This window comes from Microbacterium umsixpiens (genome assembly GCF_053543675.1).
On the sequence record NZ_JBLVOH010000005.1, the window covers coordinates 1 to 21,459 of the forward strand.

The following is a 21,459-nucleotide window of genomic DNA, read 5'->3' on the forward strand; positions in this document are numbered from 1 at the left end:
GGCGACGCGCTCCTCGAGCTCGACGGTGAACGCGGCCAGGTCCCACACGCCCTGCGGGCTCTCGGCGACCTGGAAGCGCAGCAACCGCTCGCCCCACTCGTATCCGTTGATCTGCTGGCCGAAGAGCTCGCGGCCGTGGATGCGGCGGAGGATCTTCGGCAGGTCGGCCGTGCGCATCCGCTCGTCACCGAGGACGGTGGTCAGCGGGTCGAGCAGCTGCACGCCCGCGGAGAGGGAGCCCGCGTCGACCCCGTGCAGCGTGACCTCGACCTGCGCGCGCCGCGCGAAGCCCGAGGGGTTGAACACGAGGTGCTGCGCGGGCGAGACGGCCGTCGAGACGTCGCGGAGCACGGTGTCGATCACGCCGCGGGCGATGTGGCCGGCGGTGTGGATGCGCGTGCCCACCTGCTCGGCCGTCGCGTCGACGCCGCATCCGGTCACGGAGTCGTGCGCGGTGCTCTCCACGATGCGGTACCAGGCCGTGTCGAAGAAGGAACGGTGGTCGCGGGTGCCGTACATCAGGTCCAGGCGCTCGGCGGCGGTGAGCGCCTGTTCGGAGCGGGCCATCTCGCGCTTGAGGTTCGTGCGGATGGAGAAGACGCCGGGGAGGAGGTTGCCGCGGGCGTGCGAGCGCATCTCACCGTGCACCTGCGGGAGGGCGGCGAGGGTGGCGGCATCCGTCGCGTAGCGGGCGAGGTGGCCGTCGAGCGTCGCGATCGAGAGGTGCGGTTCGCGCCCGCCCGCGTCGTAGTCGCGGATGACCTCGGCGAGATCCTCGGGCGGCGCCGAGTGGTCGGTGCCCAGCATCGCGAGTACCGGGTCGTCGCCGTACCAGGATGCGGTGCGGGCGGCGTAGTCGGGGGCGAGTTCGGGCAGCTGCCCCGGCAGGGCGAACATGTCGAGTCCGTTGCCGTAGCCGTCGAAGAGGTACTCGCACCGCACGGCGTCTCCATTGGGGGCGACCCAGGAGAAGGCGTGCTCGGCGATGTCGGCGGGGACGCCGCGCCAGAGGGCGCTGTGCCGGATGCCGAAGCCCGACAGGATCTGCGGCATCTGGGCCGCGTGGCCGAACATGTCGGGGAGGTAGCCGACGGGCATCGTGCGTCCGAGGCGGGCGCTCGCGGCGCGGCCGAGCTCGAGGTTGCGGATGATCGTCTCGCCGTCGCAGCCGAACTCGTCGAGGAGGATGAGGAACGGACCGACGCTGAGCTGCTCCCGCTCGACCAGCGCCACGACCCGGTCGCGCATGTCCGGGCGCATCTCGAGGTAGTCCTCGATCGCCGCGGCCTGTCCGTCGAGCGTGAACCGGTACTCCGGCTCCGCCTCCAGGATGCCGATCAGCCGGTCGAGCATGTGCACCAGGCGCAGACGGAACACATCGTGCGGCTCGTACCACTCGCGGTCCCAGTGGGTGTGGGGGACGACGACGATCTCACTGGTCACGGGCGGGGACTCCTGATTCTCTGGGGAAAGGTGTGGGGCGTGCGGCCGGTCAGGCGCACAGGGCGGCGATGCTGCGGTCGGGGTGCAGCAGGTAGTGGGGGCCGGCGGAGCGCTCGGCCGGGAACGCGACGCGATCACCGTGCACCGAGCGGCGCTCGCCGGCGCCGTCGACGAGGATCAGTCCGTCGGCGTCGATGGCGAGGAGCTCGTCCTCGATGCGCAGGAGGACGGGGGCGGTGAAGAGGTCCGGTGCGGTGAGCCCGTCGCGCACGGTCACCCCGCCCATGATGGCGGTGCGCCCGGCGGCGACTCCGGCGAGGATCGCCTCGGGCGAGGCATCCTCCGCCGCGACCCAGGTCGTCGGAGTGCCCGGGCCGACGCCCTGGCTCTGCATGTGGAAGTCGGCGCCGCCGAGGAGCACGGCATCCTTGTCCCACCGTTCGTGGAAGGCGAGCGGCGAGGTCGCGATGAGTTCCCGGTACCAGGTCGAGTGCCACAGCTCGATCGCCCGCGGTGCGCGCTCCAGCGGATGCAGCCACGAGCAGTCGCCCGAGATCGGGTGGTTCACGCTGAGCACGCCGCCGCGGCGCTCGACCTCGTCGACCCACTCCTGCGCGGGGCGGCGGAAGTCGATCCAGCCGATGTCCCCGAAGGCGTTCGCGTGACCACGGTGCGTGGTCACCTCCTGCCCGGGGAGCAGCGTGATGGAGTGCTGCATCCCGACACCCGGGAGGTGCGCATGATGGCTGGTGGTGTTGTGGTCGGTGACGGCGAGGAAGTCGAGCCCGGCCCTCGCGCCCAGTGCGGCGAGCCCCGAGATGCTCTCGCGGCCGTCCGAATGGAGGGTGTGCGCGTGGAAGTCGCCGGCGAACCAGCGCAGGCCGGCGGGCGCCGGGAGGTTTCTCGAACTCCCCCGCGGCACCCCGGTCACGGGAGCCGCATCCGGTCCGTGATCGATCGTCGACTCCGCGGGGAGCGAGATCTCGACCGTGATGTCGGCGCCGCCGGCACTCAGCCGGTGCACGCCGAGGATCACATTCCACTCGCCCTCCTCGGGACGCCCCGGCAGGTACCCGGGCGTGGCGTCGTCGGTGCGGATCACGTAGGCGGTCCGCGCTCCGCCCGACCATCCGCGCCACCCTGCGGCGCCCTCGCAGCCGAGGTCGATCACCGCCGCCTCACTGTCGTACGAGATGCGCACCTCGAGCGAGTCGGTGCCGGCGGGCACGTCGAACGGCACCCGCACGTAGCGGTCGGCGTTCTGGATCTCGTGGGTGAGGTGCAGGGTGGTGCGGATGGTGCTCATCAGCCGATCCGCTCGGTGCTCTCGGCGTCGAACAGCAGCACACGGTGGAGCTGCGGGACGATCCAGCCGCGGTCACCCGGCGCCGGCTCCTGCTCCTCGGGCACGACCACCTGGAGCTTGTGCTCCCCCGCACTGACGAGCACCAGGCTCGTCGCACCGAGGGTCTCGGTCACGACGACCTCGGCGGCGATACCGCCCTCGACGGGCTCGGTCGACCAGCGCAGGTACTCGGGACGGATGCCCCAGATCACGGTCTGGCCGTCGCGCGCGGCGGCGGCGGCTTCGGTGGGCACCGCCACGTCGGACTCACCGATCCGCACGGTTCCGCCCGAGACCGCGGTCTCGAGCAGGTTCATCGGCACCGAGCCGATGAACCCCGCGACGAAGGTGTTGTTCGGGCGGTGGAAGATCTCGCGCGGCGAGCCGATCTGCTGCAGCTTGCCGGACTTCATGACCGCGATCCGGTCGGCGAGCGCGAGCGCCTCGGCCTGGTCGTGGGTCACGAACACGGTCGTGACCCCCAGGTCGCGCTGCAACTCCTTGAGGAACGTGCGCGCCTCGAGGCGCAGCCGGGCGTCGAGGTTCGACAGCGGCTCGTCGAGCAGCAGCACGTCTGGCCGGGTCGCGACGGCGCGGGCGAGCGCCACGCGCTGCTGCTGACCACCGGAGAGCTGGCCGGGGCGGCGCTCGATGAGTCCGTTCAGCGACAGCCCGTTCGCGACCGACTCGGCCGTGGTGCGGCGCTCGGTCTTCCCCACGCGGCGGATCCGCAGCGGGTAGGCGATGTTGTCGCCGACGTCCATGTGCGGGAACAGCGCGTAGTCCTGGAAGACCATCGCGACGCCGCGCTCGCCCGGCTCCGCGTTCGTGACGTCTTTCTCGCCGATCGTGAGCTTTCCGGAGGTGATGCTCTCCAGCCCCGCGATCGACCGCAGCAGCGTGGTCTTCCCGCAGCCGGAGGGGCCGAGGAGCGCGAAGAACTCGCCGTCCGCGATCTCGACGTCGACACTGTCGACGCCGCGCACCCCGCCGGGGTACTCCTTGACGAGTTCGGTTGCAATGATGGCGGCCATCAGGACTTGATCCCTCCGTGGAAGCGGAAACCGTAGCGACGGTTCACAAAGAAGTAGATGAGCAGGACAGGCACCGAGAACACCAGCGAGAACGCCGAGATCAGTCGGAGGTCGGCCTGGCCGCTCTCGGTGTAGAAGGTGTACATGAGCACGGCGGCCGGCTGCATGTCGGGCGTGCGCAGCAGCAGGAACGGAACGAGGAAGTTGCCCCAGACCTGCACGATCGTCCAGATCGCGATGAACGCGAGACCCGGGCGGGCGATCGGCACCACGATGTCCTTGAGGATGCGGAACGGGCCGGCGCCGTACAACCGCGCCGACTCCTCGTACGACTTCGGGATCGAGTCCATGAAGTCCTTGAGGATGAAGATCACCGTCGGCAGGATCCCGCCCGCCAGCACCAGGATGACGCCGACGTGCGTGTTGATCAGCTGCAGCTGGTTGATGAGCTGGAACGTCGGCACCATGGCCGCCGTCCCCGTCACGATCGACGACAGGAGCAGCAGACCGTAGAGGATGCCGTCGCGGCCGGGGATGCTGATCCGGCTCATCGCATACGACGCCAGGGCGCCGAGGACGATCACGAGCGCCATGGTGCCGACGCCGAGGATCAGCGAGTTGAGGATCGACTTCATCGCGTACGGGTTCTCGACCAGCCGCGCGAAGTTGTCGAGCGTCCAGTCCGGCCACGACACCGTCAGCGACGGGGTCGCGTCGAACGGGGCCAGGATCAGCCACACCATCGGCAGCGCGAAGAACAGCGACACGATGACGAGCACGACCGTGAACAGGATCCGCGAGACGAAGTGGGTCACCGAGCGGTCGCGCACGACCGTCTTGATGGTGGTCATCATGAGGTCACCTTCTTCTTCTTGGTGCTCTTACCCCGCGAGACGCGCGTGTACATCAGCGCGATCACGAGGTTGATGAGGAGCATGATGAGCGAGATCGCTGCACCGAGACCCAGCTGCCCGCCGGGGATGGCGGTCTGGTAGATGTACACCGACAGGATGTCGGTCTGACCGTTCGGCCCGCCCGCGGTGAGCAGGTAGGGCGTGAAGGTGTTGAACGTCCACAGCGTGATCAGCAGGGTGTTGGTCAGCAGGTGGCCCTTGATGTTGGGCAGGATCACGTCGCGCAGCTGCTGCCACGTGTTGGCGCCGACCATGCGCGCGCTCTCGAGCTGCGACGGCGGCACCGCGCTGATCGCCGAGGAGAACAGCTGCATCGAGAACGCGGTCCCGACCCAGATGTTGAAGATGATGATGCACTCCATCGGGTGCTCGATCAGCCACGCGGCGCCCTCGGTGCCGAGGAGGGAGTTCAGGGTGCCGGTGCGCCGATCCAGGAGCGCGAGCCAGAGGAACGAGGCGACCGAGGCGGGGATGACCCAGGCGGCGAGCACGAGCGTCTCGATGAAGGTCTTCACCCCCGCACGCACGTTGCGCAGCATCCAGGCCAGCGCGAAGCCGAGGATCGTCTGCCCGATGATGCCCGAGACGAGCACGAAGACGAGCGTGAGCCACAGCGAGTTCCAGAAGCGCGGATCGTTGAGAGCCGTGGAGAAGTTGTCCAGGCCGATGAACTCCGGGTTGGCGGCGGCGAAGCCGGTCAACCGGTAGTTGGTCATGCCGAGGTAGACGGTCCAGATCGCCGGGAAGAGGAGGAACAGGCCGATCAGGAGCAGACCGGGCGCCGCGAAGAGCGTGGCCCTGGCCCGACCGAGACCCGCGACATCCTCTGCGCGGCGCCGGCGGGGAGTGGTGACGCTCCCCGCCGGCATCGTTGCTTGCGTCATGGTCACTCGGAGATCGCGTCCGGACCCACGACGCCTTCGAGACCACGGACGTAGGTCTTCAGTGCATCGTCGACCGAGGTTCCGGTGGCGACGTCGAGCGTGGCCTGCTGCAGCAGCACCGACACCTGCGGGTAGGCCGCGAGTCCCGGACGGTAGGCCGTGATCGGCAGCACCTCTTCGCTGACGAAGGTGAGCATCGGGTCGGAGGAGAGCAGCTTCTCGTTCACGTCGTTGCGGGGCGAGATCGCCAGGGTGCCGGCGGCACGCGCCTCATACGCCTCGGGAGAGTTCATGAAGGCGAGCAGCTCCCACGCGAGTTCGGCGTGCTTCGAGTTGGGGTTGAGCACACGACCGGTTCCGCCGGACATCGAGACGAAGTCCTGACCGTCGATGCCCTCGCCGGGCTCGACCGCCGGGATCTTGGCGTAGCCGACGGCGCTGTCACGGTCGGCCATGGGGGCGGTTCCCACACCCTCCTCGGGGTTGATCACGGAGCGCCAGAAGTAGTCGCCCTCGAGCAGGATGCCGATCTTGCCCTCGGCGAAGAGCTGGAACGAGGTGTCGCGTCCCGAGGCCTCCTGCTGGAGGACCGGGTCGCCGAGGCCCTCGTCGACGTAGATGGTCTCGTAGAGGTCGAGCGCCTTCTCCATGCCGTCGGTCGCGCCGATCCACTTGCCGTCCTCGTAGACCTGCTCGCCGGTGCCGACCAGCATGGGCAGCAGCCCCTGCATGGTGGTCGCCTCGCCCATCGCCGTGCCGGCGTTGAGCTGGATCGGGGTGACGCCGTCGAGCTTCTTGAGGTCGCGCGACGCATCGAGGATGTCGTCCCAGCTCTCGGGAGCCCAGTCCTCGTCGAGTCCCGCCTGCGCGAAGAGATCCTTGTTGTAGTAGAGCACGCGGCCGTCGGCGCCCTGCGGCACCCCGTAGCGGTCGCCGTCGAACGAGAGGGCGTTCTGCACGGCATCCGGGATCTGCGCCCAGCCGTCCCAGTCGTCGACCGCGTCTCCGCCGACGTCGGCGAGCGGCTTGATGTACCCGGCCTCGGCGAACTCGCCGACCCAGATGCCGTCCATGCCGATGATGTCGGCGCCCTTGCCCGACTGCAGGTCGAGGGCGATCTTGGTCTTGTAGGCCTCGTCGTCGACGCCCTGGGGCTGGAACTCGACGGTGACGTCCTTGTCCTCCGCCTTCATGGCCTTCTCGAACTCGGGGATGACCCAGTCCGCGATCCAATCCGCCTCGGCGGCGTTCTTGCCGCCGGTGATGGAGTTGGTCGTGAGGGTGAGGGTGACCGGTCCGGATTCCTCCTCGGCCTCCGGCTCTGATCCTCCGGAGCAGCCGGCGAGGACGACCGCACCGACAGTGGTGAGGGCGAACGCCGCAAGAAGGCGGCGCTTTCCATTCGTGACCATTTCTGGACCTTTCTGTGTCGCTGATCGCCGAGCGGATGCCGCTCGGTCTCGGGTGGGGGAACTACTGCGCGGCTTCGGCGCTCGGGTCGAGTGCGAAGCCCTTCGAGAGCGCGAGCGCGCGGATCATCCGCTGCCCGACGCGCACATCGGCGATCGACTCCTCGACGCTCGCCCCGTCGGGGCGCTCGCCGCGGACCAGTGCCGCCAGCGCGAACAGCTCGTTCTCGAAAGCCTCTTGCTGCATCCAGCGCGATTCGCTCACGCGGATACCCAGCTCCGGGTGGTTCTCGGTCACACGGAGGATCGTGGGGAGGTTGGTCACATACGGCACCCCGAAGACGAGCTCGATCGAGCCGGTCTCGTGGTGGAAGGTGACGGTCTCCTGGTAGTCGGGGTAGGCGTCGATGTAGTGCCAGTCGAGCGTCCACGGTGTCTCGTCACGGGCGAGCGCACCGCGCAGGTGGACCGAACCGGGCATCTTCCGCCCCCAGTGCTGCGCGAAGTCCACGTCGCCCAGACCCCCGACGAGCATGCGCAGCAGTCCGACGTCGTGGACGATCGAGCCGAGCACGACGTTCGTGTAGAGCGTGCGCAGGTCGACGGGGAGGTCGGAGCCGACGGCCGAGTCGACGATCGCCGACGTGGCGTCGATCAGCGGAGCGAGGGTGTCGCGGGAGACGTCGCCGGTGGGCGCCGCGAGGCGGGCGTACGCGAGCTGGGAACCGTCCAGCGGGTGCATTACCTGCACGCTCACCGCGCGCAGGTCGACGTCGGCGAGGAGCTCCTTCGCTCGGAGCGATGCGAGGTCGTACTCCTTCATGTAGCCGACGCGCACCCAGTCGCGCAGATCGATCCCCGTCTCGGCGGCGTGGGCGGCGAGCGCGTCGAGCTCGCCGAGCGAGTAGGCGAGGGGCTTCTCGGCGAGCACCCGGATGCCGGCGCGCACGAGGCGCAGCGTGTCGCCCGCGTGAGAGCCCGTGGTGGCGAGGATGGCGGCGTCGATCACGAGCGCGCCCTCGTCCTTCGCGGCGATCAGGGCGTCGACGGACGAGAACCGACGGTCGTCGGCGACCCCGTAGCGGGCGGCCATGTCGGCGGTGCGCTCGGCGGAGAGGTCGACGAGCGCGGCGATCTCGAAGCTCTCGGCGTTCCGGCGCAGCAGCGGCAGGTGGACGCTCTGGCTGATCGCTCCCAGTCCGATGACGGCGACGCGGGTGATGCTCATGCGAACCACTTCCGGAGGGCGTCGCGGTTGGCGATCTGCTCGGCCTTGGCCTGCTCGACCTCGGCGGCGGAGCGGGGAACCACGTCCTGCTCCACGATCAGCCACCCGTCGTATCCGCTGTCGATGATCTCGTCGACGAGCTCGGTGACGGCCAGGTCGCCTTCGCCCAGAGGCACGAAGACGCGCTTCTCCCACACCGACCGCATCGGGTCGTCGGTCTGCAGCGCCTCACGCAGGATCTGCGTGCGTGCGTCTTTCAGGTGCAGGTGGTTGATGCGGTCGCGCCAGCGACGGTAGTCGGGCAGCGGGTCGCCTCCGCCGATGAGGAGGTGACCGGAGTCGAAGGTGAGTCCGACATCGGTCGTCTCGAGCAGCGCGTCGACTTCTTCCGGTGTCTCCACGTAGGTGCAGGCGTGGTGGTGGAACGTGGGCTCGAGGCCGCGGTCGCGCACCCGGGCAGTCGTGATGTTCACGCGATCGGCGAACCGGGCCCAGTCGTCGCCGCGGAGCGTGAGCTCGGGAGCACCACCGGGGCGCGCCTTGCGCTCGGCACTGCCGGAGTCGGCGAGGGTCGGGAGCGGGGCGAGGACGGGGCCGGTCTCGGCGGCGGCGACGAAGACGTCGAGGATGCCGTCGAGGTCGGCGAGCGCGCGCTCGAACTCGTCATCGGTGCCCGCGAAGGGCAGATCGATCCATCCGCCGGCGAGCTCGAGGCCGTACCTCTGCAGGCGATCCGTGAGATCCGCCCCGCGACCGAGGAGGCCGACCGGACCGAGGTCGATGCCCTGGTAGCCGGCTTCGCTGATCCAGCGCGCGAGCTCCTCCCCTTCGGGGAGAGCGACGAGATCCGGCCGAGCCAGCTCGAAGACTCCGTAGCTCACCGGCGCATTCGCGATACGGATCACTCGATTTCCTTTCTCCATTGAACGGTCGGACCCGAGGCCCGGTGAAAATGTTAGCAGGTAATTACATATGCATCAATCGTCGTCTGAGAAGCCCTGGACGACGACGGATCGCACCCCGTCGAGTCGTGCGATCGCGTCGATCAGCTCCGACCTCATCTCGGGGGAAGCCTCCGCGAACTCGAGCGTCGCGCGCATGTCGGAGTCCCCGTGGATCCGCGCGGCACCGAGGAGGGTGGCGGGAAGACCGCGGCGCTCGGCGGCGGCGAGCACCTCGCGGATGGCGCCGCGCTCGGACTCGTACTGCAGCGTGACCCGCAGCCGCTCCGGCTCGGGGCGCACACGATCACGCACGCGGGACAGGGGTCCGACCGTCAGCAGGTGCAGCCCCGTGCCGGCGATCGCCAGCAGCGGCATGTTGGCCCCGCACGCCATGCCGATCGCCGCCACGACCCAGATGGTCGCGGCGGAGGTCAGCCCGGAGACGGCATTGTTGCGCACGAAGATGACGCCGGCGCCGAGGAAGCCGATGCCGGAGACCACCTGCGCCGCGATGCGAGAGGGATCGACGGCCACGTCCGGGCCGAGCACTCCCTCGAATCCGTAGGCCGAGATCAGCGTGAAGATCGCGGAGCCGATCCCCACCAGGACGTGCGTCCGCAGGCCCGCGCTCTTGAGCTTGCGCGACCTCTCGACCCCGACGGCGAGCGAGAGGACGAATGCCAGGGCGAGGAGTCCGAGCTCCACGAGCAGGTGCGGATCCCCCACGATGCTCACGAGTACTCCACCATGTCCGAACAATAGCACTTTATGCATCTCGCGGGCCAGGTCACTCTCGGAACCGATGTCTCCGCGCGCCTCACCGCCCGGATCCGCCGAAAAAGAGCCGACATAGGCGATCGTATGATTGTCGCTACAATATGACTCCCTCACAGAAAGCGGAGCACCATGGCCGATCTCGTCACTCCGTGGCCGAACGATCTGTTCGCCGACATCGACCGCACGGGACCCGTCCCGCTCTACTTCCAGGTGTCGACGCGCCTCCAGAGCGCGATCCAATCCGGCGCCATCCCCGCCGGCGCCCGCCTCGAGAACGAGGTCTCGATCGCCGAGCAGCTCGGCCTGTCGCGACCCACCATCCGACGCGCCATCCAGGAACTCGTCGACAAGGGTCTGCTCGTGCGACGCCGCGGCATCGGCACCCAGGTCGTGCAGGGATCCGTCACGCGCCAGGTCGAGCTCACCAGCCTGTTCGAAGACCTGCAGAGCGCCCATCACGAACCGGGGACGCAGGTGCTCACCCACGAGGTCATCGCGGCATCCGACGAGGTCGCGGCCGCGCTGGCACTCACCCCCGGCACCGAGGTGCTGCACCTGCGCCGTCGACGCAGCACCGACGGCGTCCCCGTCGCCGTGCTGGAGAACTACCTGCCGGGCGAGTTCGCGAACATCTCGTCGGAGCAGCTCGAATCGCGCGGCCTCTACCAGGTGCTGCGTGCGCGCGGCGTCGCCATCCGCGTCGCCAAGCAGAAGATCGGCGCGCGGCGGGCGGAGGCGGACGAGCCCGAGCTGCTGGAGATCGAAGCCGGCGGGCCGCTGCTGACGATGGAGCGCATCTCGTTCGACCAGTCCGGCGCGGCGATCGAGTTCGGACACCACTGCTACCGGCCCGACCTCTACCGCTTCGAGACCACGCTCGTCGCCAAGTAGTCCGCAAGCCCCTGGGGCAGCGGATGTCGCCTCCGTAGACTGACCCCATGGATGACGCGCTGTGGATCATCGGGATCATCGTCGGCCTGATCGTCGTCGTCGCGATCCTGGCCGTCGCGCTGCGCGGAATGCGGCCGAAGCTGCCGGAGCCGCAGGTCTTCACACCGACGGCCGCGACGCCGCGCTCCGCGCCCGCCTCCTCAGCATCGGCACCCGCTTCCGGGCTGACGCCCGACGTCATCGCCGAGATCGACCGGCTCGTCGGAGCGGGGCACAAGATCCACGCCATCAAGCTCTACCGCGACCACACCGGCGTGGGCCTGAAAGAGGCGAAGGATCGCGTGGAGCACTGGTCGGCCAGCACGACCGCTCCCCACCTCGCCGCCGTGTCGAACGCCACCGCCGTGCACTCCGCCATCACCCCGAGCGCGCTGACGCCGTCGACCGTGCGCGCCTCGCTGCCGGCATCCGTGGCATCCGAGATCGATGCGCTCATCGCCCGCGATTCCCGGATCGGCGCGATCAAGCTGCTCCGGGAGCAGACGGGCCTCGGCCTCAAGGAGTCGAAGCTCCTGATCGACGCCTGGGTTCCGCACCGCAGCTGAGCGCGACGGACCGGTACCTCCCCGCGCGGAAGCGGACTCCCCGGCGAGGGAGAATGGGAGGGTCCCCCACCCCAAGGAGCCTCATGACAGACCGTCTCGACCGCGCCCGCAGCACCGGCATCCTCGCCGTGCTCCGCGCTTCGTCCCCCGAGCTGGCCCTGGAGGCCTCCGAGGCGATCATCCGCGGTGGGGTCACCGGTATCGAGGTGACCTTCTCGACGCCCGACGCGCCCGCCGTGATCCGCGAGCTCATCACCCGCCACGGTGACGCCGCGTACATCGGCGCCGGAACCGTGACGACCGCCGCGCAGGCAGCGGCGGCCGCGGATGCGGGGGCGGAGTTCCTCGTCAGCCCCGGCACGCTCCCCCACCTGACCCGCACGATGCTCGACACCGATCGCGTCGTGATGACCGGGGCCATGACGCCCACCGAGGTCATGAGCGCACTCGAACTCGGCGTCGACGTGGTGAAGATCTTCCCGGCGTCGCTGGGCGGTCCGTCGTACCTCGGCGCGCTGCGCGGACCGTTCCCCGACGCCCCGCTCATGCCGACCGGCGGCGTGAGCCCCGACAACCTCGCAGCCTGGTTCGCGGCGGGTGCCGTCGCGGTCGGCGCCGGCGGCGACCTGGCCAACGGCGCATCGATCGCGGCATCCGACTGGGCGGACATCGAGCAGCGCGCCGCCCGGTTCACGGCAGCGCTCGCCGCCGCTCGCGGCTGATCGACCCGGCGGCGTTCAGCCTCGTTTGGTATACCAGACGCATGCGTGCGCGACCGATCCTCGTCCTCAGTGCACTCGTCGCCGTCCTGCTGACCGCGACGGCCTGCACCGCGAACCCCGCCCCGCCCGCACCGACACCGGAGGTCTCCATGTCCGACGCCACTCAGGACCTGCTCGTCGCCGCCGCCAGCGGAGACGCGGATGCCGTGCGCGCGGCCCTCGATGCGGGAGCGGCGATCGAGGCGCGGGGCGACGGCGGCATGACCGCCCTGGTCGCGGCGACCAAGGGAAATCAGGTCGACGCGGCACGAGTGCTCATCGAGGCCGGTGCCGACGTGAACGCGAAGGACGACATCCAGGACTCCGCCTACCTGTACGCCGGCGCCCGCGGGCACGACGAGATCCTGCGTCTGACGCTCGAGAGCGGCGCCGACCTGACGAGCACGAACCGCTTCGGGGGCACCGCCCTGATCCCGGCCTCCGAACGCGGACTGCTGTCGACGGTCGAGATCCTGCTCGAGGCGGGCGTCGACCCGAACCACGTCAACAACCTGAACTGGACGGCGCTGCACGAGGCGATCGTGCTCGGCGACGGCTCCTCCCGCTACGTCGAGGTCGTGCGCGCGCTCCTCGACGGCGGGGCGGACATCGGCATCCCCGACGGCGACGGTGTGCTGCCGGTCGACCTCGCGAGGAGCCGCGGCTACGGCGCGATCGTCGCCGAGCTCGAACGGTGATCGCCCTCGACCCGTGGGCCTGGGCCGCCCTCGCCGTGGCCGCGGTCACGATCGGCATCTCGAAGACGGCACTGCCCGGCGGCAGCATCCTGGCCATCGCCCTGTTCGCCGCGGTGCTGCCCGCCCGCACCTCGACGGCCGCGACCCTGCTGCTGCTCATGGTGGGCGACCTGTTCGCGCTCTTCGCCTACCGCCGGCACGCCCACTGGCCGACGCTGCTGCGCCTGGCCCCCGCGGTGATCGCCGGACTCCTCGTCGGATTCGCGTTCCTCGCACTCGCCGGCGACGGAGTGGTCCGCCGGGCCATCGGCGTGATCCTGCTCCTGATGATCGCGGTGACCCTCTGGCGCCGGTGGCGGCAGAGCAAGGCCGACGCGGCGGCCCCGCCGTCGGGCGGCATCGTGCTCGCGGGCGCCTACGGCACGCTCGGTGGTTTCACGACCATGGTCGCCAACGCGGGCGGACCGGTCATGTCGATGTACTTCTTGGCCACCCGCACGCCCGTGCAGGTGTTCCTCGGCACCTCGGCGTGGTTCTTCGCCATCATCAACGTGATCAAGGTGCCGTTCCTCGCCGGCCTCGGGCTCTTCCACGCGCCGGTGCTGCTGATGGATGCCGTGCTCGCCCCGCTCGTGGTGATCGGCGCTCTGCTCGGCCTGCGGGTCGCGCGGCGCATGAACCAGCGCGTGTTCGACCGCATCGTGATCGTGCTGACGGTCCTCGGCGCGGTGTACCTGCTGATCTGAGCGCTCGGGCGCCCACCCTCAGTCGAGGAAGATGTCCGGGAACAGCGCGCTGTCGGGTGTGCCGGGGATCGCGGCGTAGCCAGAGAAGTCGGTCACGCCGTCGGCCTCGAGCACGTCTTCCACGATGAGCGACTGCCCGGTGTACGACGCCGCGGGCTTGAGCAGCACGGCGTACGCGGCATCGGCATAGATCTCGGGGGTGCGGCTCGCGGCCATGACCTTGTCGCCGCCGAGCAGGTTCTGCACCGCCGCGGTCGCGATCGTGGTGCGGGGCCACAGCGTGTTGGCGGCGATCCCGTCGCGCGCGAACTCCGCCGCGAGACCGAGCGTCGCGAGCGTCATGCCGAACTTCGCCAAGGTGTATCCCGTGTGCGCGCCGAGCCACTTCGGGCTCGGATTCAGGGGCGGCGAGAGGGAGAGGATGTGGGGATTCTCGGCATCCTTCAGGATCGGCACGGCCGCGCGGGACAGCATGAAGGTGCCGCGCACGTTGACGTCCTGCATCAGGTCGTACTTCTTGGCACCCAGGTCGAGCGAGCGGGAGAGGTCGATGACGCTGGCGTTGTTGATGACGATGTCGATGCCGCCGAACTCGCCCTGCGTCTTCATGACCGCTTCGGTGATGTCGTCGTCGTCGCGCACGTCGCCGACGATCGGGAGTGCGTTGCCGCCGGCTGCCCGGATCTGCTCGGCGGCGGTGTGGATGGTGCCTTCGAGCTTCGGATGCGGGGTGTCGGTCTTCGCGAGCATGGCGATGTTCGCCCCGTCGGCGGCCGCCCGCAGCGCGATCGCGAGGCCGATTCCGCGGCTGCCGCCCGACATCAGGATGGTCTTTCCGGCAAGGGACATGGTTTCTCCTGGGTTCTGATCGCGACGGGAAGAGGGGGTGTCGGTCATCTCGGGGCCATGCGGATGGCGCCGTCGAGACGGATGGTCTCGCCGTTGAGGTACCCGTTCTCGACGATCTGCTGCACGAGGGCGGCGTACTCGTCGGGGCGACCGAGGCGCGACGGGAAGGGGACCTGCTGGCCGAGGGAGTCCTGAGCTGCCTGCGGGAGGCCCATCAGCATCGGGGTCTCCATGATGCCGGGGGCGATCGTGCACACGCGGATGCTGTGGCGGGCGAGTTCGCGTGCCACGGGGAGGGTCATCGCGTGCACCCCGCCCTTGGACGCGGAGTAGGCGGGCTGGCCGATCTGTCCGTCGAAAGCCGCGACGCTCGCGGTGTTGACGATGACGCCGCGCTCCTCGTCGTGCAGCTCGTTCCGGGCCATCACGGCCGATGCCTGGGAGATGACGTTGAACGTGCCGACGAGGTTGATGCGGATCACGCGCTCGAAGTCGGCGAGCACCGCGGGATTGCCCTCACGGTCGAGCACCTTGGCGGGCGGCGCGATGCCGGCGCAGTTCACGACCACGCGCAGCGGAGCGGCGGACTGCGCGGCGGCCACGGCTGCCTGCACCTCGTCGGCGTTCGTGACGTCGGCCGCGACGAAGAGTCCGCCGAGCTCGTCCGCGATCTCCGCCCCCTTCGACGAGGGGAGGTCGATGATCGTGACGTGAGCTCCCGCGGCGACGAGCCGGCGCGCGGTGGCGAGCCCGAGGCCCGAGGCCCCTCCGGTGATGAGTGCACCCTGACCGCTGATCTGCATCTGAGGTTCTCCTTCGAACGTCGTTGCGACACGCTTCGCTGGAACGCGGTCTCAGCCTACGTGGTTCCTGGTTCCACCACGAAACGGGTGGCGCCCGCCCGCAGGAAGCGCGTTCAGAGCGAGCCTACGACACCGCCTCCACGAAGAACGGTCCCGTCGTCCGAAGCCTCCCGCAGATATCGGTCCCCCGTCCGAAGCCTGGGGCAGGATGGGAGCATGACCATCCCCACCGACGACGTCGTCGTGCCCGATCGCGTCCGGCTCCTCGCCCGCGGCGCCGACCTCGAGTGCGTATGGCGGAACGACTACGGCGGGCTGACGTTCCGTGCCACCGGCCAGGGCGATCCGTTCTTCATCAAATGGGGGCCGCGCAACCTCGAGTTCACCCTGAGCGACGAGGCGGAGCGGATGCAGTGGGCGTCGCAGTGGATCACGGTGCCGACCGTGCTCGAGAGCGGCGGCGACGAGACGCACGAGTGGATGGTCACGGCCGCGCTCGACGGGCTGAGCGCCGTGGACCCGCGGTGGGTCGCCGAACCCGCGGTCGCCGTTCGTGCCGTCGGCGAGGCACTCCGCGCCATGCACGACGCCCTTCCCGTCGCGGACTGCCCCTGGGACTGGAGCGTGTCATCGCGCATCGAGAACGCCGAACGGCGCGGGATCGTCGTGCCGGACGAGCTCCGGACCGCGCCCGAGATCGACCTCCTCGTCGTCAGCCACGGCGACGCCTGCTGCCCGAACACACTGGTCGGCGACGACGGCCGGTGGCTCGCGCACGTCGACCTGGCCCTGCTCGGCGTGGCCGACCGCTGGGCCGACATCGCTGTCGCCGCCATGAGCACCGAGTGGAACTACGGCCCCGGCTGGGAGGACGCACTCATCGAGGCCTACGGAGTCGAGCCCGACCGCACGCGCCTCGCCTACTACCGCGAGCTCTGGAACGCCGCCTGACCCCGCGCTGACCCCGCGCTCAGGCGCCGGGGCCGAGGATGAAGTTCCACGCCCCGGTGGCGACGGCGGCGGCGATCGCGATGCCGGAGATCGCGGCCCCCACGGCGAGCAGCATCCACTCGGCCGCGCCGAACCGTGACTCGCGCGCCCAGGTGCGCCGCCCCGGCGCTCCGAATCCCCGCGCCTCCATGGCGGTGGCGAGCTTCGCCCCGCGCCGGATCGACAGCACGAGCAACGCGAACGCCATCCCGAGGAACCGGCGGATGCGACCGCGATCGGCCACGCCCCTCGCCCGGCGGGCGAGCTCGAGCGCACGCCAGTCGTCGAGGAACAGACCCACCATCCGCAGCCCGGCGAGCGCCCCGAGCACGAACCGGGCAGGAAGTCGCACGATCTGGCCGAGGCCGTCGGCGAGGTCGGTCGGGTCGACCGTGATGAACAGGACCACCGAGGGCAGCGCGATCGCGAGCACCCGCAGCATCGTGGCGAGCGCGAGCGCGAGCGATCCCTCGCTGATCCGCAGCACGAACCAGTCGACGTAGACGGTGCCGCTCGTCTCGCCGTAGAGCGCGATGGTGAGGCCGGTCAGGGGTGCGGCGAGCCAGACCGGCCAGGTGCGCATCCAGAACTCGCGCCAGCCGATTCCGGCGAACAGGAAGAGCACGAACTCCAGCACGAGCGCGACGGATGCCGACACCGGATCGAGCGTCAGGATCAGCGGCACCGCGATCAGCGCGCTGACGCCGAGCTTGGCCACCGGGTTGACGGCGGCGAGGGCTCCGGTGCGCGCCTGCGTGTCGAGCAGGGTCACGACACGCCCCCGAGTTCGAACCGCTCGGCGTGCAGCGCGCGCGCGACATCGAGGTCGTGGGTGATCGTGACGATCGCCGACCCCTCGTCGCGGAGCGCCGCGAGCATGGCGACGAGTTCCGCCCAGGTGCGGGCGTCCTGCCCGAAGGTGGGCTCGTCGAGCACGAGCACCCGCGGCCGGGTCGCGATGGCCGCGGCGACCGTGAGGCGACGTTTCTCGCCGCCGGAGAGCGTGTACGGGTTGGCGGCGGCGAGGTGCGTCAGGCGCAGTCGCGCGAGCAGCTCGTCGCTGCGCACGGCGATCTCGTCTTCGTCCATCCCGAGCGCGCGCGGTCCGACGGCCAGCTCGTCGCGCACGGTCTTCGCGAGCAGCTGATGCTCGGGCTCCTGGAACACCATGCCGATGCGGGTCAGCAGATCCCGCGAGGCCCAGCGGATCGGCGAGGGGTCCGCCCCGGCGGCGAGCACGGCGGATGCCGTCAGGTCACCCGCAGCAGGCGGAAGCAGCCCCGCGAGGGTCAGTCCGAGCGTGGACTTGCCGGCGCCGTTCGGGCCGGTGATCGCCAGCGCCTGGCCGGCGTGCACATCGAGGTCGATACCGGAGGCGACCGGGCGTCCCTTGACGCGGGCGACGGCGAGTCCGCGCGCCGAGAGCAGAGTCTCCCCCGGCATCCCGCGCGGGGGCGGCGGGGCGGCGGGAGCGTGCCCCGGCACCCAGACACCGTCGGCCGCGAGCCGTGCACCCTGGTCGCCGAGCACCTCAGCGGGCGCTCCGTCTGCCACCACTCCCCCGGCGCCGATCACGAGCACCCGTGTGATGAGCGGCAGCCACACCTCGAGGCGGTGCTCGACGACGATGAGTGTCGCCGGCTGCGACTGCAGCATCCGCTCCACCGCGTCACGCACCTCGACGACACCGGCCGGGTCGAGGTTGGCGGTCGGCTCGTCGAGCAGCACGAGCCCCGGACGCATCGCGAGCATACCGGCGAGCGCGAGCCGCTGCTTCTGCCCGCCGGAGAGCGCCTTGGTCGGGTGGTCCAGCGGCACATCGAGGCCGACGGCATCCAGCGCCGCCTCCACCCGGGGCCAGATCTGCGCCCGTGGCACGCCGAGGTTCTCGCAGCCGAACGCGACATCGTCGCCGGCTCGCGCCAGGATCACCTGCGAGTCCGGGTCCTGCAGCACGAGGCCGGCGCGCCCCCGGGTGGCGACGGCGGGAGCACCGTCGACGAGCAGTTCGCCCGTGCTCTCGCCCTCCTCCTCGCCACCGAGCACGCCCGCGAGACCGTGGAGCAGCGTGGACTTGCCCGCCCCGGAAGCCCCGAGCACCAGAACGCGCTCACCGGGGTCGATGCGGAACGAGACGTCGCTCAGCGCCCAGGCGAGGCGACTCGCGTGGCGCCACCCCCAGCCGCGCGCCTCGACGGCGGCGGGGACGGTGTGATCCGCCGCCATCAGACGCGGACGCGTGCCTCGCGCCCGGAGCCGAATCGGTCGAGCGCTCCGGTCGCGGCGATGCCTCGCGCCAGCACCCAGGACAGCGCCCCCGCGATGACGGCACCGGAGATGACCGTGCTGATGAGGTAGATCGTCGTGAAGGCGGGCCCGGAGCCGGCGTACCAGAGCACGAGGTTGTTGATCCCGCCGGCGAGGGCTGCACCGGCACCCGCGAGGATCGCGACCGGCAATGACCAGCGGCGGTAGAAGAAGAGGAGGAAGACCAGTTCGGCGCCGAGACCCTGCACGAGTCCGGCTTCGAGAGTGAGGAATCCGCCCCACTGGTTGCCGATGAGGGCCGAGACGACCGCCGCGAGCAGCTCGACGTAGATCGCCGCGCCGGCCTTGCGGATGATCAGCCCGCCGAGGACGCCGGCGAAGAGCCACGGGCCGTCGAGGAGGCCCTGGACGCCGGGGAGCAGCGGCTCGAGCAGGGCCTTCGGGCCGAGGTACCCGACGTTCCACGCGAGGAAGATCAGGCCGGCGGCGACACCGATGACGCTGGCGACGACGATGTCGACGATGCGCCAGCGCAGGAAGCTTCTGGCCGGGGGCGAGGCCTGGGCCTTGGTGGACGCCGATGTGGACGTGGACGTGCTCATCTGAACTCCTCCCTGCGCTGGCATGACCCAGATCAGGTTCGACGGTCGAAGCGCGATTCGCTCCCTCTCAGCCCGGCTCGCCGGACTCCCGTGGTTGTGCTGAAGAGCCTACCGGCTCGCGACACCCCGCGGGCGACAAGGCTGCGCGCCGCGCAACGCGCCCGGGATTGGGTACCGTAAACGAGTGACCGCTTCAGATCCCGCCGACGAGGCGACGGGCGTCGTCGATGGCGACGGCTCGCCGGACGCCGTCCCCTCCGGACCGGTCGACGACCTGCCGGTCGCGGTGGATGCTGCCCCCGCAGACTCCACCGACACCTCCGCGTTCGCCGCCGACCAGCTGTTCGCGGGCGATGTGCGACCCCCGGATGCCGCCGTGTCAGCGGCCATCCCGGTCGACTCCGCGGCGATCGGCGCGCTGTTCACGACACCGAGCTCCACGGGCGGCGGCGTCGATCACGAACCCGAGCTGCTCTCCGAACCCGCAGCGGAGCCCGTCGAGGCCGCCGGCCTCGTAGAGCCCGGCGAGCCCATCGAGCCTGTCGAGCCCATCGAGCCCATCGAGCCCATCGACCCCGTGGATGCGACGCCGCCGACACCCCCGCTGACCAAACCGCCGTTCGTCCCGGCCGAGCGGACAGCCGGTGAAGAGCCGGCGGACGACGCGAATGCTCTCCTCGACGCGAGCGCACCGCAGTGGGCGGATGACACGACCGGGGCGACGGCCCTCACCTGGGTCGATGCCGCGACGGTCGCCGCGCACCCGCCTCTCGCCACTCTCGACGAGCCGGCCGAGGCTGAGCAGACAGGCGGACTGATGCGCGGGGCCCACCTGCGACCGGCGATCGCCCGTCCGGGGATCCTGGTGCCGTTGGCGACGCTGGTCGCGATCGTCGCCGCCTACGCCGGCACGACGATGCTCTGGCCGCTGCACGAAGTGCCGCCCACGGTGCAGTCCGTCGAGTTCAGCACGGTCCCCGCCGCCGCGGCTGCGCCCACCTGGCCCGGCGAGGGCAGCGCCGCTGTCGGCATCGGCGGGTTGAGCACGGTGGCCTCGAACCCCGGTGCCGTCAGCATCGCGAGCATCACCAAGGTCGTGAGCAGCCTGATGGTGCTCGACCGGATGCCGCTGGCCCTCGGCGAGCAGGGCCCCGAGTTCCGCTTCAGCTACCGCGACAGCGTGGAGTACTGGGACTACCGGCGCAGTGATCAGTCGGCGCTGGATGTGCCCGTCGACGGCGTGCTGACCGAGTACCAGCTGCTGCAGGGCACGCTCCTCGGCTCGGCGAACAACTACATCGATCGGCTCGCCTCCGAGATCTGGGGCTCCGACCGGGAGTTCGCGTCCGCCGCGGAGACCTGGCTGAGAGAGCGCAACCTCACCGGCATCACGGTCGTCACCCCGTCGGGCTTCGACGAACGCAACGTCTCGACGCCCGATTCGCTCATCGCACTGGGCGAGCTGGCGATGCAGAATCCGGTGTTCGCCGAGATCGTGGGCACGAAATCGGTCGACCTGCCCGGCGCGGGCACGGTCGTCAACACGAACAAGATGCTCGCCGACCCGGGTGTCGTCGGCATCAAGACCGGCACTCTGGTCGGCTGGAACCTGCTCACGGCGAAGGATGTGACGGTCGGCGACACGACGGTGAAGTTGTACGCCGCCGCGCTGAACCAGGCGGGCGACGATGAGCGGCTCGCCCTGACCCGCTCGCTCTTCGCCGAGACCGAAGCTGCACTGCAGGCGCAGGGCCCGGCGGTCGCCGCGGGCACGGTCGTCGGACGCGTCACGACCCTGTGGGGCGAGGATGTCGAGGTCGTCACCGACTCCGACGCCGATGTGGTGCTGTGGAACGGTGCCCTCGCCACAGCCACCCCGACCTTCGACCTCGCGGACGAGCGCGATGAAGACGGCACGGTGGGGACGATGACCGCTGCCGGCCCGCTCGACAGTGTCACGGTTCCCCTGGTCCTGGCCGAAGATGTCGAGGGACCGAGCCCCTGGTGGCGTCTGACCCATCCGCTCGAGCTCCTGGGCATCACCACCGACCCGCGCTGACTCTCGCGCCGAGATCGCGCCGATCGTCGCCGAACCACCGCCGCCTGACTCTCTCACTCCGAGGAGTCAAAGAACGCCGCCTCCAGCCCTTCGGAGGCGGCGTTTTTTGGCTCCTCACCTGCTGAGCATGTCGCTCTGCGCGGCAGGATGCCGGTCGAGGGTGACAGCGCACGCAGAACAGCGCACGCAGAACAGCGCACGCAGAACAG

Annotated in this window: 21 protein-coding genes and 1 riboswitch; of the genes, 7 read left to right on the plus strand and 14 right to left on the minus strand. The window is 70.2% G+C overall.

Going from position 1 to position 21,459, the window contains the following annotated elements; all coding sequences use genetic code 11:
- From ACNPM4_RS00600 to ACNPM4_RS00640, 9 genes are all read right to left on the minus strand, one after another.
- The coding region (locus tag ACNPM4_RS00600; protein WP_448984352.1) for a glycoside hydrolase family 38 N-terminal domain-containing protein at nt 1-1,443 on the minus strand (1,443 nt) is incomplete at its 3' end.
- 49 nt (nt 1,444-1,492) lie between these two features.
- Nucleotides 1,493-2,749 (minus strand): CehA/McbA family metallohydrolase, encoded by a 1,257-nt coding sequence (locus ACNPM4_RS00605; RefSeq protein ID WP_448984353.1) that lies wholly within the window; start codon nt 2,747-2,749, stop codon nt 1,493-1,495.
- Nucleotides 2,749-3,822, minus strand: coding sequence for an ABC transporter ATP-binding protein (locus ACNPM4_RS00610; protein ID WP_029261204.1), 1,074 nt, complete (start codon nt 3,820-3,822; stop codon nt 2,749-2,751). The genes ACNPM4_RS00605 and ACNPM4_RS00610 overlap by 1 nt, the downstream gene beginning before the upstream one ends.
- Nucleotides 3,822-4,676 (minus strand): carbohydrate ABC transporter permease, encoded by an 855-nt coding sequence (locus ACNPM4_RS00615; RefSeq protein WP_197021025.1) that lies wholly within the window; start codon nt 4,674-4,676, stop codon nt 3,822-3,824. The genes ACNPM4_RS00610 and ACNPM4_RS00615 overlap by 1 nt, the downstream gene beginning before the upstream one ends.
- Complete coding sequence (locus ACNPM4_RS00620) at nt 4,673-5,620, minus strand: carbohydrate ABC transporter permease (protein WP_091031549.1); 948 nt, start codon at nt 5,618-5,620, stop codon at nt 4,673-4,675. Before ACNPM4_RS00620 ends, ACNPM4_RS00615 begins: the two co-directional genes overlap by 4 nt.
- Before the next feature lie 2 nt (nt 5,621-5,622).
- Nucleotides 5,623-7,032, minus strand: coding sequence for an extracellular solute-binding protein (locus ACNPM4_RS00625; protein WP_448984354.1), 1,410 nt, complete (start codon nt 7,030-7,032; stop codon nt 5,623-5,625).
- 61 nt (nt 7,033-7,093) lie between these two features.
- Entirely contained in the window at nt 7,094-8,257 is a 1,164-nt protein-coding gene (locus ACNPM4_RS00630) for a Gfo/Idh/MocA family protein (protein WP_051662378.1), read from the minus strand.
- A complete protein-coding gene (locus ACNPM4_RS00635; RefSeq protein WP_051662377.1) occupies nt 8,254-9,162 on the minus strand; it encodes a sugar phosphate isomerase/epimerase family protein in 909 nt (302 codons plus the stop codon). The genes ACNPM4_RS00630 and ACNPM4_RS00635 overlap by 4 nt, the downstream gene beginning before the upstream one ends.
- 72 nt (nt 9,163-9,234) lie before the next feature.
- Nucleotides 9,235-9,936, minus strand: coding sequence for an MgtC/SapB family protein (locus ACNPM4_RS00640; protein WP_051662376.1), 702 nt, complete (start codon nt 9,934-9,936; stop codon nt 9,235-9,237).
- Nucleotides 9,937-10,107: 171 nt separating this feature from the next.
- Here ACNPM4_RS00640 and ACNPM4_RS00645 point away from each other — a divergent pair, with 171 nt between their 5' ends.
- The 5 genes from ACNPM4_RS00645 (at nt 10,108) to ACNPM4_RS00665 (ending at nt 13,679) form a co-directional block, all read left to right on the plus strand.
- Nucleotides 10,108-10,869, plus strand: coding sequence for a GntR family transcriptional regulator (locus ACNPM4_RS00645; protein WP_417507082.1), 762 nt, complete (start codon nt 10,108-10,110; stop codon nt 10,867-10,869).
- 47 nt (nt 10,870-10,916) lie between these two features.
- Entirely contained in the window at nt 10,917-11,474 is a 558-nt protein-coding gene (locus tag ACNPM4_RS00650; RefSeq protein WP_448984355.1) for a ribosomal protein L7/L12, read from the plus strand.
- Nucleotides 11,475-11,557: 83 nt separating this feature from the next.
- A complete protein-coding gene (locus tag ACNPM4_RS00655; protein WP_372467506.1) occupies nt 11,558-12,196 on the plus strand; it encodes a bifunctional 4-hydroxy-2-oxoglutarate aldolase/2-dehydro-3-deoxy-phosphogluconate aldolase in 639 nt (212 codons plus the stop codon).
- A gap of 41 nt (nt 12,197-12,237) precedes the next feature.
- Nucleotides 12,238-12,933 carry an ankyrin repeat domain-containing protein gene (locus ACNPM4_RS00660; protein ID WP_448984356.1) on the plus strand — a complete coding sequence of 232 codons (696 nt, stop codon included), beginning with the start codon at nt 12,238-12,240 and terminating at the stop codon, nt 12,931-12,933.
- Nucleotides 12,930-13,679 (plus strand): sulfite exporter TauE/SafE family protein, encoded by a 750-nt coding sequence (locus tag ACNPM4_RS00665; protein WP_105711231.1) that lies wholly within the window; start codon nt 12,930-12,932, stop codon nt 13,677-13,679. The genes ACNPM4_RS00660 and ACNPM4_RS00665 overlap by 4 nt, the downstream gene beginning before the upstream one ends.
- A gap of 18 nt (nt 13,680-13,697) precedes the next feature.
- Here ACNPM4_RS00665 and ACNPM4_RS00670 read toward each other — a convergent pair whose 3' ends face one another.
- Together ACNPM4_RS00670 and ACNPM4_RS00675 are read right to left on the minus strand one after the other, a co-directional pair.
- Nucleotides 13,698-14,528 (minus strand): SDR family oxidoreductase, encoded by an 831-nt coding sequence (locus ACNPM4_RS00670; RefSeq protein WP_029261216.1) that lies wholly within the window; start codon nt 14,526-14,528, stop codon nt 13,698-13,700.
- Nucleotides 14,529-14,572: 44 nt separating this feature from the next.
- Nucleotides 14,573-15,331 (minus strand): SDR family NAD(P)-dependent oxidoreductase, encoded by a 759-nt coding sequence (locus ACNPM4_RS00675; RefSeq protein ID WP_448984357.1) that lies wholly within the window; start codon nt 15,329-15,331, stop codon nt 14,573-14,575.
- 216 nt (nt 15,332-15,547) lie between these two features.
- Here ACNPM4_RS00675 and ACNPM4_RS00680 point away from each other — a divergent pair, with 216 nt between their 5' ends.
- Nucleotides 15,548-16,282 carry a phosphotransferase gene (locus ACNPM4_RS00680; protein ID WP_400857592.1) on the plus strand — a complete coding sequence of 245 codons (735 nt, stop codon included), beginning with the start codon at nt 15,548-15,550 and terminating at the stop codon, nt 16,280-16,282.
- A gap of 19 nt (nt 16,283-16,301) precedes the next feature.
- Here the strand turns inward: ACNPM4_RS00680 and ACNPM4_RS00685 are convergent, their stop codons facing one another.
- From ACNPM4_RS00685 to ACNPM4_RS00695, 3 genes are all read right to left on the minus strand, one after another.
- Complete coding sequence (locus tag ACNPM4_RS00685) at nt 16,302-17,093, minus strand: energy-coupling factor transporter transmembrane component T family protein (protein WP_400857591.1); 792 nt, start codon at nt 17,091-17,093, stop codon at nt 16,302-16,304.
- Entirely contained in the window at nt 17,090-18,547 is a 1,458-nt protein-coding gene (locus ACNPM4_RS00690; protein ID WP_448984358.1) for an ABC transporter ATP-binding protein, read from the minus strand. Before ACNPM4_RS00690 ends, ACNPM4_RS00685 begins: the two co-directional genes overlap by 4 nt.
- Complete coding sequence (locus ACNPM4_RS00695) at nt 18,547-19,191, minus strand: ECF transporter S component (protein WP_448984359.1); 645 nt, start codon at nt 19,189-19,191, stop codon at nt 18,547-18,549. The genes ACNPM4_RS00690 and ACNPM4_RS00695 overlap by 1 nt, the downstream gene beginning before the upstream one ends.
- Nucleotides 19,182-19,293: riboswitch (TPP riboswitch) on the minus strand. Its footprint overlaps the gene before it by 10 nt.
- An 82-nt stretch (nt 19,294-19,375) precedes the next feature.
- On the opposite strand from ACNPM4_RS00695, the gene ACNPM4_RS00700 reads away from it, so the two are divergent.
- Nucleotides 19,376-21,250 carry a D-alanyl-D-alanine carboxypeptidase family protein gene (locus tag ACNPM4_RS00700; RefSeq protein WP_448984360.1) on the plus strand — a complete coding sequence of 625 codons (1,875 nt, stop codon included), beginning with the start codon at nt 19,376-19,378 and terminating at the stop codon, nt 21,248-21,250.
- The last annotated feature ends 209 nt before the right edge of the window (nt 21,251-21,459 follow it).

Coding starts and splice junctions, on each gene's coding strand:
- ACNPM4_RS00605 (WP_448984353.1), bottom strand. CDS start 2,749: ATGAGCACCATCCGCACCACCCTGCACCTCACCCACGAGATCCAGAAC.
- ACNPM4_RS00610 (WP_029261204.1), bottom strand. CDS start 3,822: ATGGCCGCCATCATTGCAACCGAACTCGTCAAGGAGTACCCCGGCGGG.
- ACNPM4_RS00615 (WP_197021025.1), bottom strand. CDS start 4,676: ATGATGACCACCATCAAGACGGTCGTGCGCGACCGCTCGGTGACCCAC.
- ACNPM4_RS00620 (WP_091031549.1), bottom strand. CDS start 5,620: ATGACGCAAGCAACGATGCCGGCGGGGAGCGTCACCACTCCCCGCCGG.
- ACNPM4_RS00625 (WP_448984354.1), bottom strand. CDS start 7,032: ATGGTCACGAATGGAAAGCGCCGCCTTCTTGCGGCGTTCGCCCTCACC.
- ACNPM4_RS00630 (WP_051662378.1), bottom strand. CDS start 8,257: ATGAGCATCACCCGCGTCGCCGTCATCGGACTGGGAGCGATCAGCCAG.
- ACNPM4_RS00645 (WP_417507082.1), top strand. CDS start 10,108: ATGGCCGATCTCGTCACTCCGTGGCCGAACGATCTGTTCGCCGACATC.
- ACNPM4_RS00650 (WP_448984355.1), top strand. CDS start 10,917: ATGGATGACGCGCTGTGGATCATCGGGATCATCGTCGGCCTGATCGTC.
- ACNPM4_RS00655 (WP_372467506.1), top strand. CDS start 11,558: ATGACAGACCGTCTCGACCGCGCCCGCAGCACCGGCATCCTCGCCGTG.
- ACNPM4_RS00660 (WP_448984356.1), top strand. CDS start 12,238: ATGCGTGCGCGACCGATCCTCGTCCTCAGTGCACTCGTCGCCGTCCTG.
- ACNPM4_RS00670 (WP_029261216.1), bottom strand. CDS start 14,528: ATGTCCCTTGCCGGAAAGACCATCCTGATGTCGGGCGGCAGCCGCGGA.
- ACNPM4_RS00675 (WP_448984357.1), bottom strand. CDS start 15,331: ATGCAGATCAGCGGTCAGGGTGCACTCATCACCGGAGGGGCCTCGGGC.
- ACNPM4_RS00680 (WP_400857592.1), top strand. CDS start 15,548: ATGACCATCCCCACCGACGACGTCGTCGTGCCCGATCGCGTCCGGCTC.
- ACNPM4_RS00690 (WP_448984358.1), bottom strand. CDS start 18,547: ATGGCGGCGGATCACACCGTCCCCGCCGCCGTCGAGGCGCGCGGCTGG.
- ACNPM4_RS00695 (WP_448984359.1), bottom strand. CDS start 19,191: ATGAGCACGTCCACGTCCACATCGGCGTCCACCAAGGCCCAGGCCTCG.